The organism is Sinomicrobium weinanense (genome assembly GCF_018863395.1).
GTDB classification, from domain to species: domain Bacteria; phylum Bacteroidota; class Bacteroidia; order Flavobacteriales; family Flavobacteriaceae; genus Sinomicrobium; species Sinomicrobium weinanense.
On record NZ_JAHKRR010000001.1, the window covers coordinates 210,361 to 224,327 of the forward strand.

At 48.8% G+C, this 13,967-nt stretch carries 6 protein-coding genes; 1 reads left to right on the top strand and 5 read right to left on the bottom strand.

Features of this window, described 5'->3' with window-relative positions; all coding sequences use genetic code 11:
- Positions 1 to 24: 24 nt before the first annotated feature.
- Positions 25 to 3,690, top strand: coding sequence for a metallophosphoesterase (locus tag KN811_RS00925; protein ID WP_187964329.1), 3,666 nt, complete (start codon positions 25 to 27; stop codon positions 3,688 to 3,690).
- Positions 3,691 to 3,794: 104 nt separating this feature from the next.
- Here the strand turns inward: KN811_RS00925 and KN811_RS00930 are convergent, their stop codons facing one another.
- The 5 genes from KN811_RS00930 to KN811_RS00950 all read right to left on the bottom strand — a co-directional run bounded on the left by KN811_RS00930 (position 3,795) and on the right by KN811_RS00950 (position 13,940).
- Complete coding sequence (locus KN811_RS00930; RefSeq protein WP_187964330.1) at positions 3,795 to 4,670, bottom strand: hypothetical protein; 876 nt, start codon at positions 4,668 to 4,670, stop codon at positions 3,795 to 3,797.
- A gap of 60 nt (positions 4,671 to 4,730) precedes the next feature.
- A complete protein-coding gene (locus KN811_RS00935) occupies positions 4,731 to 5,624 on the bottom strand; it encodes a GyrI-like domain-containing protein (protein ID WP_187964331.1) in 894 nt (297 codons plus the stop codon).
- 149 nt (positions 5,625 to 5,773) lie between these two features.
- Positions 5,774 to 7,147, bottom strand: coding sequence for a vanadium-dependent haloperoxidase (locus KN811_RS00940; RefSeq protein ID WP_425596669.1), 1,374 nt, complete (start codon positions 7,145 to 7,147; stop codon positions 5,774 to 5,776).
- A complete protein-coding gene (locus KN811_RS00945) occupies positions 7,116 to 10,397 on the bottom strand; it encodes a VCBS repeat-containing protein (protein WP_187964332.1) in 3,282 nt (1,093 codons plus the stop codon). The genes KN811_RS00940 and KN811_RS00945 overlap by 32 nt, the downstream gene beginning before the upstream one ends.
- Positions 10,398 to 10,598: 201 nt before the next feature.
- Positions 10,599 to 13,940, bottom strand: a complete 3,342-nt coding sequence (locus tag KN811_RS00950) for a VCBS repeat-containing protein (protein WP_187964333.1) — start codon at positions 13,938 to 13,940, stop codon at positions 10,599 to 10,601.
- Positions 13,941 to 13,967: the final 27 nt, after the last annotated feature.

Consider the following 13,967-nt stretch of genomic DNA (forward strand, 5'->3'; position numbering starts at 1 on the left):
ATGATAAAAATTAAAAAACTTTGCGTGTCACTCACTGCGGGTTTGTTGATATATTCCTGTGCAACATACAAAACACAATACAAAACACCGCCCCAAACAGTTGATACCCCGGCCACTGATAAAATTTCCCATACCTTCTATTTTATAGGAGACGCCGGTAATTCCCCAATGGGAGAACGATCAAAAGCTCTCGAGGCTTTCGGAAAAGAACTCGAAATAGCTGAGGAAAACAGCACGGCAGTGTTCCTGGGCGACAATATCTATCCCATCGGAATGCGTGGAAAGGACGATGAAGGAAGGGAATTGTCGGAATACCGGATAGACATACAAACACAGATCGCAAAAAAGTTTAAAGGAAAGACTGTTTTTATCCCTGGCAATCACGATTGGTATTCCGACGGGCTCATAGGGTTAAAGCGGCAGGAAAAAAGGATAGAGGAAACCCTGGGAAAAAATACCTTCCTGCCCGAGGATGGCTGTCCGTTAGAACGAAAAAAAATAAATGACGATGTAGACCTGCTGTTGATCGATTCTGAATGGTTCATTGAAGACTGGAACCAACACCCAGGGATCAATGCGGAATGCGATATAAAAACCAGGGAACAGTTTTTCGAGGAAGTGGAAAGCTACATCAAGAAATCCCAGGGAAAAATATTGCTTATAGCCATGCACCACCCCCTCCTGAGCAATGGCGGACATGGTGGCCAGTTTTCGCTGGACAAGCAATTGTACCCGGTGGGGCGGAAAACACCACTGCCTGTGGTGGGTTCATTGCTGAACTTTATACGCAAGACCAGCGGTATTTCTCCCCAGGATATCCAAAGCAAGCCCTACCGCATGCTCAAAGACAGACTCTTTACGCTGGCCCAGCAGGCCGATAATGTGGTGTTCGTTTCGGGGCACGAGCATAACCTGCAATATGCGGTGAGCCGTAATATTCCGTTGATCGTAAGTGGTTCGGGATCCAAAACTGCACCCGCTAGCGTTAAACAAGACGGGCTATTTTCCTATGGCGGGCAGGGCTATGTAAAACTTACCCTAACCAAAGACGGGAGAGCCGTGGCCCGGTTTTACGGAGAAAAAAACGGTTTTACCGATCCTTTGTTCGAAACCGAAGTAAGGAGTGCAGATACGGATAGCCTGCCGGAAGGCCTGGCTTCAGATTTCCCGGAAACCGTAAAAGCGAGTATATACAATAAAGAAGAGGTGCAAAAAGGCGGATTGTATGCTTCCCTGTGGGGAAAACATTACCGCGAGGAATACGGCAGGCTCATTAAAGCCAGGACAGTATCGCTAGACACCCTGTTCGGCGGACTCACCCCCATACGTGCAGGAGGAGGCCACCAGACCCATTCGCTACGTATGGAAAATAAGGAAGGCCGGCAATATATGATACGTGAGGTCCGTAAAGGGGCGTTACGCTTTTTACAGTCTGTGGCCTTTAAGGACCAGTATGTCCTGGACGACCTGGAAGACTCCTACACCGAAGCGCTGGTCATGGATTTCTATACCACTGCTTTACCCTATGCGGCTCTAACAGTGGGAGAATTATCCGATGCCATTGATGTATTGCATGCCAATCCCAGCCTGTATTATGTGCCCAGGCAAAAAGCCCTGGGAAAATATAACGATCGTTATGGCGATGCCCTCTACCTCATAGAAGAACGTGTCACCGACGGACATGGAAACGTAGAGAGTTTTGCCAACTCCGATGTTATTATTAGTACTTCAGATGTGTTAAAAGAACTCAGAAGGAGAGACAAAAATACCATCGACGAACGCCTGTACATACGTTCCCGCCTGTTCGATATGCTCCTGGGCGACTGGGACCGGCACGACGACCAGTGGCGATGGGCCGAGACGGGTAAAAAAGACGGAAAAACCCTTTATAAGCCTATACCCAGGGACCGCGACCAGATCTTCTCTAGCTTTGACGGGCCTTTCCTCGGCCTGGTCACCCGGATGATCCCGGGAGTGCGGATGATGCAGACCTACACCCCGAAAATAAGGAGCCTCAAATGGTTTAACTTTGAACCGTTTCCGTTGGATATGGCCATTCTCAACGATCACAGCCTCAAAGACTGGCAGGAAGAAGCAGCCTATATCAGTGAAAATATTAATGAGAAGACCGTAGACAGGGCCTTTGCCCGGTTACCAGAAGAAATGGACAGGAATACCCTGGAAAAGATCAAATCGGTATTTCTGGAACGAAAAGAATACCTGCCACAGATCGCTGAGGAATATTATCATCTGCTGAAAAAACATGTTGTAGTTCACGGTACGGACAAGGACGATTATTTTGTGCTCACCCGGGAAAAAGGCGGAATTACAAAGCTGGAAGCCTACCGCATTATAAAAGGTGTGAAGAAGCAGAAATTCATGGACCTTACCTTTAACCGGGATGAAACCCGTGAAATATGGCTATATGGCCTGGAGGATGACGATGTTTTTGAAGTGAACGGAGAAGGAGACGACCTGATCCCTGTGAAGATCATTGGCGGAGATAACAACGATGTATACAAAATAAATAATGCCCGGAAAATAAAGGTCTACGATCACAGGTCCAAACCCAATACATTTGAGGGCCGGGTAACGAAAAGGCTTTCCGATAATTACGACCTGAATACCTACGACCACGGCAAAGTGAGGAGAAATGCCGGGCAATTATTCCCGGATTTCGGCTTTAATCCCGACGACGGGGTGAAGCTCGGCCTCAAATATACCTTTACCGGAAAGGGACTTAGACAAGACCCCTATACACAACAACACAGCATTAAAGGCGGATATTACTTTGCCACCAAGGGTTTTAACCTCGCTTATTCGGGGGAAATACTGAATATTACCAGTAACTGGCGCCTCGCAGCAGATGCAGCCTTTACCAACCCGCTCTTTTCTATCAACTATTTCGGTTATGGCAATGAAACCGAAAACCCGGAAGACGAACTTGATATGGATTACAACCGGGTAAGGATGAGCAGCTTTAGCGTATCGCCCAAACTGGCCTGGAAAGGTTATATGGGCGGTTATTTTAAAATAGGCCCTGTATTTGAAACCGTTGAGATCGAGAAGACTGAGGGACGGTTTATCGATGAGGCCCGGGTCAACCCCGGTGTCTTTGACTGGCAACAGTTTTTCGGGGCGGAAATGTCTTATGGCTATACGAATTTCGACAGTAATTCCCTGCCTACCCTCGGGATGGGCTTTGACCTCACAGCCGGGTATAAGTCCAATCTCGACAACAGCCGGGAGTTCTTTTATATCACACCTCAGATCCGTTTTACGACCAATATAGATGTCAGGGGTAAGGTGGTCTTTGCCACCAAATTCAAGGCGCGTTTCAACACAGGGGACGAATTTGAGTTTTACCAGGCAGCCAGCATAGGCGGAATTGACGGCCTTCGCGGGTTCCGGAACCAGCGCTTTACCGGGCGGACATCGTTCTACAACAACAATGACCTGAGGTTTCAGCTCGCACAGTTCCGCACCGGGCTTTTCCCTATGACCCTCGGTACCTACGGAGGATTTGACTACGGAAGGGTATGGACAAAAGACGACAATTCCGGCCAATGGCACAACGCCGTGGGAGGCGGCCTTTATCTCAATGCCATTAACATGTTTACGGCCAATGTATCCCTGTTTAATTCAACAGACGGTAACCGGTTTGTCTTTGGATTAGGGTTTAACTTTTAAGTGACGATTAAAATGGCACACGGATGATGCGGATGCAACCTTTTACAGATTTAATCTGTGCACATCCGTAATATCCGCATTATCCGTGTGCTATACAACCAATGTTAGTCCTTATTCACCGCATTAAGCTCAATCCTGTAAAGGTTCCTTCCCGAAGTACTGTTTTGTTCGTCACTGATAAGCAATGTATCATCGTCAAGGAAACAAAGTCCTTCCTTTTGGGATGAATGATGCAATTCTATGGTCTCCTGTACGGGAGCATCAAAGAAATTATCGTTTTCAAAACCGGAAAAGAGCCATACGCGGTCGTGCCCCAGCAGGGCTACCGTTCTTTTGTCCGGGGAAATGGCAGCAGCGGTAACCTTACACTTGTCCTTGTCTGTATAGAATACATGTTCTCCAATGCGTTCTGCTTTGTGATGCCCTTTTTCTGCGGGGATTTTATACAGAAAGGAAATACCGTTAAAGGGGTTGGCGTGATTTTTTGTGAACAGGTAAAAATACCCGTCAAGGTAGAAAAACGCCTCGGCGTCGTAATATTTGTGTTTCTTTTTAGGGGGGAAATCCTTTTGTTCCGGATAATAAAAAGTTATTTTTTCTGCTTTGACCTGTTCGCCTTTTACCGTATCCGGGTTTTTGATCTTGTAGATGGTAAGGTCTTTCCGTTTGTTACTGTTATTTCCGAAATCCCCGATATAGAGGTTGTTGTTGTCGTCTTTGGTAAGTTCCTCCCAGTCGATGTTTTCGGCGTGTTTTATCTTTATTTCCCGGAAGATATCCCCGTTAAACCCTACCTTGTAAATGTAGTTCTTATTGCCCGAATCGTTAACGGCCCATAAGGTACTGTCCCGGGTTATGACTTCAATACCGGAGTTTTCCGTCAGTGCTTTGGGCAGCCTGGTCACCGGGGTCAACTGACCGTAATTGGTATTACAACTTATAATAACAAAATATAACAGGGGAAGAATAAGTTTTTTCATACCATAAAATTAATAAATTAGCCTTTAGGCAACTGCATAAATTGCATTGCAATTTTTAGCTTAATTTTCATCAATAGGCATAAATACTTCGGCCTTCCATCCCAGGGGATTGGTACCTGTATTAGGGTTGCTGTAAAAGATCTCCAGGGGTTTGGCGCTGATGTTCAGGTGGTTCCGGCGGGCGTAGTCCAACAGGGCAAACCAGGCCCTGTCAGATATGCTGTAATCTCCGTGGAAGGTGGCTTTTATGGCTTTTCGGGATGGGATTTCCTTGTAGAATATTCCGGGACCTTCCGGCAATGAATCACTTTTTTGAATGGGAAAGCAAAAGTTAAAGCGGATAATCCGGTCTTCAATGTCCCAGTCGTTGACTTCCAAACGCGGAACACCTTTTTGCCGTATACCGTTTGTGGTCAGGAAATCGGTGGCAGTGGAATAATGTTGCCTCATTCCCTGTGCTTTTTCCGGCTGCCTTGTCCGTACGGTGGTACAGGCACAGAAGGCTTTGGGGATCTCGGATATTCCGTTGACCTTCACCCTGAAGGTTTTCAGGTGTTCTTCCAGTCCCTTCTTGAAATTTGCTACCCTGTTTACCGAAATATTTTCGATGGCACTCCGGGTAAAGAGTACGGCTATTTTGTTACGCAATGAATGTTCCGGGTCGGTAACGCGAACCTTTACTTTGGTCACGGAATCGTTGCGGGAAGTCATTTCCCAGTTAAAGGTCAGGGTAGAATCCCCGGCTTTGAGTTGTTGTGTGATGGCCGAAAAGTGATGGTTTTCCAGTGTAATAATGTTTTCTGTATTTCCCCATTCCCGGATCCCTGTATATATGGTGCCCGGGGAGGTCTTTGCCGTAAAGGTCATCAGGTAATCATAGGGTTTTATAAAAAGATACCATAGAATGAGTGGCAGGCATAGGCTTGCTGTTATGGCCAGGGTTTTCTTTGTCATTGGGCTCTGGAGCGTTTCGGGTTGGGTTTGGAAGGGTGGTTGCCGGTTGTGGGTTGCCGTTTTGTTATAATTTAAGTTTTTCAATTTGTTACCTGTTTATATCAATCTCATTCAATCTACACCAATCCTCTATCAATCTCTTAAAAGCACTAATTAGACACCACATCCTTACTTCCCTTTTCCATATCCAACCCGGTAACAAGGTGCCGGCCCAGGCTTCTTCCCTGTTTTAGTCCCACTTCAATGGCAGCCCTGTAATGTATTCCGCCATACATACGGCTTATGGCAGCTTCCTCGGCGGCAAGGTTAAAGGAACTGAAATGCCGGACGGGAAGGCCGAAAGGGGTTTCGGTATCATCGTCAAAGGCAAAATCATCACCGAAAACGGAGGTGAGCACCGTCGAGGCGGCCCCGGAAACTACGGAGTGTCCGCTGGTGTATTCGGGGAAAGGCGGGGTTTGGAGGATGGGTTTCCAGTTTTCATCAAAATACTTGTTGATCACGGTTTCGGGACGGATAAGGTTGCTCCGGTATTTTTCGTCCCAGCAGCTTATAAAACCGTCGGCAATACCCATGGAGGTTTTGGTGTAGGCAAAGACGGTCCTGTCAAAATCGGCACCGGACTTCCGGCAGGCTATTTTGCAGATGCCCATCCAGTGTGCTCCGGGAGAGATCTTTTTGGTGGCAAACATCAGATGGCCTCTGGTTACCGATACATAGGGGTTACAGTCCCAAAATCTTGCAATGGCCACTTCCTCGGTTTCGTCCCCGGCTTTGGTGATCCTGTTGCTTTCTTCGTAGACTTCCCATGCTTCTTTGTAAAAAGCGCTTCCTTCTTCCATGGAAAAGGGTGGAGGGGGAGCGGGCCGGAACTGCGAAGCGGAATCGAGGGAAAAAGGCCTTATCTTGTCCCAGTGAGGCTCTATGCCATCCATATAGGCAGGTGGTGTGGGGATCCATTTGCCCGGGGCGTCATAGTCTACCGTGTATTTGGGCATGGTACGGGTTTGCTTGTAGTTGTCAGTGTTCATCCAGGCCTTTATGTGTTCTGCTACCCGGAGGCCGTAGGTTTTGGAGGCCACGAACGTTTCGGGATTTGTGTTTTTCCAGGTGTTGTACAAGCTGTCTTTCACCACTTCCAGCCGGGATTCTGAAAAGATAAGCGCCTGACTGATATCCATATGCGCTATCAGTGCGGCCAGGCGGTAATTGACCGGGCTACCCTCATCGGGGCGAGGTATGGGCGTAAGCTCCGGCAACTGGCCTGCAAGGGAATTGTAATTCTCGTTCTCGAGAGTAATGATCTCGTAAGCGGCAATATTCGGATACGCAAATATGCGGCTGGCCACAGGGGGCGAAAAGATATCGTGTATCATTACCTCCACGACCCGGTCTATCGAAGCGTGATAGTCCTCGGGGGTGATAGTTATGGGTTTATTTTCCTTCGTGCAGGAAAGCATGAGGACTATGGCAATAAAACCCGAAATTCCTTTAAGGTATGGCATATACTTCTGCATGGTCATTGTTAATGGTTACTATCAGATATGTTTTGTTGTTGTGTTTTATGATATTCAGATGGCGCACGGCCTTTCCGGAGAGGTCCATGCCCAGTTGGTGTGCGGGGATGACGGTATTTCCGTCCTTGATCAGTGCTCCCGGGAAGCCGTCGAACCTGCCGTGATAGGGCTGTACCCCGAAATAGTTCCCTGCGGCCAGGGCCTCTTTTTTGCCGTCCCCGTCAAAGTCGTGTACGGCAAAGGCAGTGACCGGGGTCAGTTGCATTCCGGACCCGAAGGGGTGAAAGGCAAACTTTCCGCCGTCGTTTTTCAGGTAGCCCGATTGCAGGGTGTGGACTTCCAGCAACTTTGCTTTTTGCAATAATTTCTTATCGAAGATCTCCTCCAGGGTCTTCCCTGCAAAATCCCTGTACGTGGTGAACTTCTTACGGATAAGGCTCACCATCTGCCCGGACAGTTCATCCATTCCTGCGAGGGGATAGTATTTCCCGTCTTTTTCAGTGGTGATGACCGTTTCCGTACTGCCGTTATTGTCAAAATCGTCATAATACATCTGCATGGGATATTTTACAGACGCCTTGAACTTGGTGTTGGTCCCCCAGTTACCCAGCAGGTAATCGGTATCCCCGTCACCATCAATGTCAAAAGGGATAATGGACTGCCACAGGCCGTTGAGTTTTTCGGGGAGTACCTCGCCTGTTACATCGTTGAGGCCCTTGCCGTTGTTCTTAAAGAAGGAGGGAGCCATCCATTCTCCGACTACGATGAGGTCCGTGGTGCCGTCGCCGTCAAAATCGGTCCAGATGGCATCGGTGACCATGCCTGCGTTCCGGAGCGCTTCGTTTTCGGTTATGGAAAAGGTTCCGCCTTTGTTCTTTAGCAGGAATGACCCCGGGATTTTCCCGAAATCGTTCGAAACCGCATGATTTCCGACAAAGAGGTCGGGGAAGCCGTTATTGTCGTGGTCAAAGGCCTTTACGACAATACCGTTCCCGTAATATTCGGGGAGGCCTGCCCTGTCAAAAGTGGTGTCGGTATAGCTGTAGAGGCGGTCGGCGAGGGGTTCGGCTTTGCCGCGGTATTCCCCGCCCCCGGAAGCTACGAACAATTCGTTCCTGCCGTTGCCCGAAAGATCGGCGATAAGGGCAGCGACCCCTTCGGCGACAGAGTCATTTTGAACTGTGGGGATAGCGGTTTTTACAAATCCGGAATCCCGTTGTATGTAAACGGTTGCAGGTTCCCGCTTGGAGCCACCGAAGAAAATATCTTCTCTGCCGTCACCATCGAGGTCCCCGATAGCTGTGGCCGGGCCCCTGTCTGTAAGGTTGTAGGGGATCAGTTTTTGACGGTCGGAGTCTATATAGTGATTTTCCCGGTGCGTGAAGTCGATCCCCAGCTTGTCCGGGACCCTGGTGAATATCTGTTCGGAAGTTTCCCGGAATATGGTGTAGTCAAACGGTTTTCTGTCCGGTGCGGCCTTGACCTCTAGGTTTTGCCCGGTGGGGATATTGTAGAGGGTTTGGGAGGTTTTGTCGGGCCATAGCACTATTATGGAATCTACTGTGCTTTGTTCACCATACCCAAAGTGAATGATGGGTTGTGAAGTGGACTGAAAACCCCTTGCCGGAAACAGTTCCCGGAGTTGTTGCTCCCCGTTGTGATAGGAGATGACCTTGCTTCCGATGCCGAAAATATTCGGGTTTTTATAGCGCAGGTGAATTTTCAGGTAGTTATTTCCCGATGGGGATCTATCATCTGAAGAAAGATCATTTACCTTGTTTTGATATACCGTAGCGACCGTATTGAGGTTATTGGTAATGATGTCCATATCCCCGTCATTGTCCAGGTCGGCAAAGGCACTGCCGTTGGAGATCACGGCAGGGGCAGGGGCCCATTTCCCGGATTTGTCCTCGAAGGTATTGTCGGCCTTCCCCCGGAAGAAATAATCGGGTATGACCCCGGAAGGCATCAGGGCCAGGGCTTCATTGTCTACCAACCGGGTGGCGTCCAGCTTTTTTCTTATCTGCTCGTCGGAGATATATTTAATGTAATCCAGGTCATTGGGGCGTTTCGGGATGCCGTTGCTGACAAAGAGGTCCTGCTGTCCGTCCTGGTCGAGATCGGTGAAAAGGGCGCCCCAACTCCAGTCGGTCGCGGCAATGCCGCTCAGCAGGGCGGTTTCTGAAAAACCGTTCCCCCGGCGGTTGATATGCATCATGTTGCGTGAATACTGGTAGTGATAGCCCAGTTTTTCGGTCCTCATGTTCAGCATAGCCACGGTTTCGTCGCCTGCGGACGATTTCAGCACTTTCTCGTCTTCGGGGAGCATGTCCAGGGTCAACAGGTCCGGGAAACCGTCGTTATTGATGTCGGCTGCGTCATTGCCCATAGAGAACTTGGAGGTGTGGCCGAAATATTTCTTGAGGCTTTCGGTAAAAGTACCGTCGCCGTTGTTGAGGTAATAATAATCGTCTTCGTGAAAATCGTTGTTTACGTAGATGTCCGGGTAACCGTCCATATTAAAGTCAGAAACGGCCACACCAAGTCCGTAACCGTTGGCACCACCGTATATCCCGGCTTCTTCACTCACATCCGTAAACTGTCCGCTATCGTTCCTGAAGAGTTTGTCCCCGCTCTCGTAATTCCGTTTGTTCCTGATGTCGGCGCGCCCGAAGGATTCTTCGGAATGTACGGCGTGATTGAGCAGGTACATGTCCAGGTCCCCGTCGAGGTCGTAATCGAAAAATGTGGCCATCGTGCTGTGATTTTCCAGGTCCAGCCCGTATTCGGCTGCGCTTTCGGTAAAGGTGCCGTCTCCGTTGTTGATATAAAGTTCGTTATGCCCCAGGAAACCGTTGATGCCGACAACGGCACATACGTAGATGTCAAGTAGTCCGTCGCCATTGACATCGGCCATGGTCACCCCGGTGTTCCAGTCGCTTTTTCCGGCTACCCCGGCTTTTTCGGTAATGTCTTCGAACTGCATGTTCCCTTTGTTCCGGTAAAGTTTGTTATAGCCCTGGTTGCGTACCAGGAAAATATCCGGAAGGCCGTCGTTGTCAATGTCGCCTATGGCTACTCCGGCACCGTTGTAGAAATAGAGGTAGTCCAGGATATTCAGCCGGGACGTAGTGTCGAGCGTATTGGCAAAGTTAATGCCGGTTTCCTCCGGAGGTGGGACGGTAAAGAGTTTTCTTTCCTTTTCGGAGCAACCGAGGAAACAGGACACGAGCAATATGATGGGGATGTATTTCATTCCTTGTATCAGAATTATGAATAACGAATTACGGATGCTGAATATCGAAGTATAAATTATAAAACCTTTATCATTCATCATTCTACGATTCAATATTCGTTATTCCTTTTTCGGTATTTTTTTATTAGAGTTATGAATGCCGAACATCGAAGCATAATTTATAAAACCTTCATCATTCGTCATTCTACGGTTCGACATTCGTTATTCTTTTTTAAAGAGCAGGGGCGTATCATTGTTCCGGGCTACGAAATAACAGGTTTCTCCGTTGCTGTCGGCCACAGGGCGGATGTATCTTACTTCTCCTGTGACGAAAAAACCGGAAGCGGTGTAGTCCAGCCAGTTAAAATTACCCTGTCCGCCCTGTCCGTCATTGAACAGCACAGCCCCGTAATTGGCATCGAGCCGGGAGAACTGGGGTTTAAAGTGATAGTTGTTCCCTCCCATGATAAGGTCGGGATACCCGTTGCCATTAATATCGGTAGCCGTAATGCTGCATATACAGGAAAACTGGACTTCCCGCGGGAGTTCGGTCACTGAAAAACCGCCATCTCCCTGGTTTATGGCCACCATGCTTTTTGCCGTGACCGCATTTCGCTGTATGGAATTTTTTAAAACATCCGCGGGGAAGAGTTCATCTATGGATTTTGTGGCATAGTCGGAGAATTTCAGGTTCTGTTTTTTGAGGGACGACATCTGGGCGGTGATCTCCTTTTTCAGGGCCACGGGAACATCCCTGCCGTTGACGGTACGGGTGACCACCTGTTCTATGGTGCTGTTATTGTCAAAGTCGTTCACGAACATTTTCATGGGTGCTTCCGCAGAGGTTTTATAGGAGGTGTTCTCGCCCTGGTTGCCGAGTACCAGGTCTTCCTTTCCGTCGTTGTTGAGGTCTGCCACTTCCAGGGTGTTCCACCAGCCGGTGAGTTCGTCCAGGGAGGTAGCTATGCGCTGTAATCTTTTGCCGTCGTTTTTCAATACGGTCGGGGCCATCCAGTCGCCGACAATAACGAGATCTTTTATGCCGTCGCCGTCCATATCGGCCCATCGGGCATCGGTGATCATTCCCAGTTCCTTCAGGTCAAATGCCCTGCTTTCTGTAACATCCTTAAAGTTTCCATTTCCGTCGTTCTCCAGCAGGAGGTGGTCCGGGGCAATCCCGTAGATACCTGGCACGCTGCGGCTTCCCACAAAGATATCCGTATCGCCGTCGCTGTCGAAGTCGCAGCTTACGATCACCGAGGTGTTGTGGCTCGTGGAAGGGACTTCGCCGGCAGATTTTTCAAAATTTCCGTTCCCATCGTTGATATAGAGCCTGTTCATGTAACTTTTCGGGCCTGTGGTTTCATTTCCGCCGGAGCCTACCAGCAGATCGGGATAACCGTCCCCGTCGGCATCGAAAAAGGTGGCGGCCGTATCCTCGAAACGGGCATCGTCTTCGAGAGCGGCTTGTGTAGTCTTTACAAATCTGTTGTTGCTTTTCTGGAGGTAGATGTTGCCGGGCTGGCCTTTGGCACTTCCTGTAAAAATATCTTCATTGCCGTCACCGTCAATATCTGCCACGGCTACAGCAGGGCCTTCCCTGGACAGCATTTTTGATATGAGCCCTTCGTAGTCAAAATCAATATAGGCAGGTTCCCTGTGGGGTTCCATTTCAACCGGGACCTCGGTAAACAGGGTTTTGGTATTCCCCTGTTTTTTCGGGATAAAGGTATCGGTGGCGGCCTGTTGTTTTAACACGAGCAGACGGTTCGGGAAAACTTCTGTTAAAAGCTGGGTTTTCCTGTCCGGCCATATGACACGGAGGGAATCGATGCGTTTTGTTCCCAGTCCCACGGTCATTACATAATCAATAGAAGACTGGAAGCCCCGTGAAGGAATGAGCTCCTGGCGGATGATCTCGTGATTGCTGTATACCTCTACAATGCTTCCTATGCCGAAAGTGTTGGGTTTTTCGCCCTCCAGTTTTATTTTCAGATAGGCGTTTTCCGTAAATGTATCGGTATTGTTTTTAAATACAAAAAGCTCCTGGTTTACATTGTTGACGATAAGGTCGGGATCGCCGTCGTTGTCCAGGTCGGCATAGGCGGCCCCATTGGAAAAGCTGGGGATGTCAAAGCCCCAGTCGGTTGTGGAATCGGAAAAAGTGAGGTCGTTGTTGTTGCGGAAGGCATAATTGGGTACGGGTGTGCTCGGCATCCTGTTGATGAGAGTGTCTATGACCTCCTTTTTTCCGGTGGATACCATATCGCGAATAAAATCGTTGGCGAAAAAGTCGATAAAATCCTGGTCGGTAAGGTCGTGGTTAATACCGTTGCAGACATAGATATCCTTGTGGCCGTCATTGTCCATATCGAAAATAAGTGCGCCCCAGCTCCAGTCCGTCCTGGAGACCCCGCTGAAATGTGCGATCTCGGAAAACCTGTGATGGCCTGTATTCAATTGTAAGGTATTCTGCATGTACTGGTGATAAAAATCCCTGTTGACCATGAGGTTGTACAGGTCGTAGCGTTCGAAAGAGGTGGTGGTCTTTAGTCGCTCGTCGCCTTCCGGAAGCATGTCGGTGACAAAAATATCGGAAAGGCCATTGTTGTCAATATCTGCCATGTCAGCACCCATGGAGGAAAAACTGAGATGCGAAGCCCAGTTTTTAATGTCTTCGGTAAAAGTGCCGTTGCCGTTGTTGATATACAGGTAATCCCGTTCGTAGAAGTCATTGGACACATAAATATCCGGGGAGAGGTCCCCGTTGATATCACCTACGGTCACGCCCAGGCCAAACCCGATAAGGCTGCCGTAAATACCCGCTTCTTCACTGACATCGGTAAAAACCCCGTTGTCGTTCCGCATCAGTTTGTCCCCGCCTCCTTTGAACATGTCCGGAACACTCCAGTCAAGGGCACGCAGGTCCCTTTTGTTGGAATACCCGAGACTGTTTACCGGGATAAAACTGTTATTGAGGATATACACATCGAGGTCGCCGTCCCCGTCGTAGTCGAAGAAAGCGGCATGGGTGGTAAAACCGCTGTCAGCCAGGTTGTATTCTCTGGCTTTTTCCGTAAAAGTGCCATCCCCGTTGTTGATAAAGAGTTCGTTTTCCTGGTCATCACCTTTTACGGAACCTGCATTACAGACATAAATGTCCAGCAGGCCATCTGCGTTGATATCGACCATGACCACACCAGTGGACCATGCCCGGGTTCCCTGCACCCCGGCCTTTTCGGTGATGTCCTCGAAACGGAGATCGCCCAGGTTCCTGTAGAGCTTGTTCTCTCCCATGTTAGAGGTAAGGTAGACATCCGGAAGGCTGTCGTTGTCGATGTCGCCGATGGCCACGCCACCGCCGTTATAGAAATTCCGGTATTTGAAGATGTTGAAATCCTTACGGTTCTTTACTTTGTTGACAAAGCTGATCCCGGTCTCTTCTTCAGTGAGCAGGGTAAACAGGGCAGGGGAAAGCCCCTTTTTATCTTCCGTATTTTTTTCACTGCGGTTACAGGCTAGTATAAAAAGCCCGAGAAATAATATGGTGGTTTTTCTGAGCATGTTCTGGTTGGTATTTTTACCAATTAA

Bases quoted from the DNA above. Each gene is read 5' to 3' on its own strand.
- KN811_RS00930 (WP_187964330.1), bottom strand. From the start codon at position 4,670: ATGAAAAAACTTATTCTTCCCCTGTTATATTTTGTTATTATAAGTTGT.
- KN811_RS00935 (WP_187964331.1), bottom strand. From the start codon at position 5,624: ATGACAAAGAAAACCCTGGCCATAACAGCAAGCCTATGCCTGCCACTC.
- KN811_RS00940 (WP_425596669.1), bottom strand. From the start codon at position 7,147: ATGACCATGCAGAAGTATATGCCATACCTTAAAGGAATTTCGGGTTTT.
- KN811_RS00945 (WP_187964332.1), bottom strand. From the start codon at position 10,397: ATGAAATACATCCCCATCATATTGCTCGTGTCCTGTTTCCTCGGTTGC.
- KN811_RS00950 (WP_187964333.1), bottom strand. From the start codon at position 13,940: ATGCTCAGAAAAACCACCATATTATTTCTCGGGCTTTTTATACTAGCC.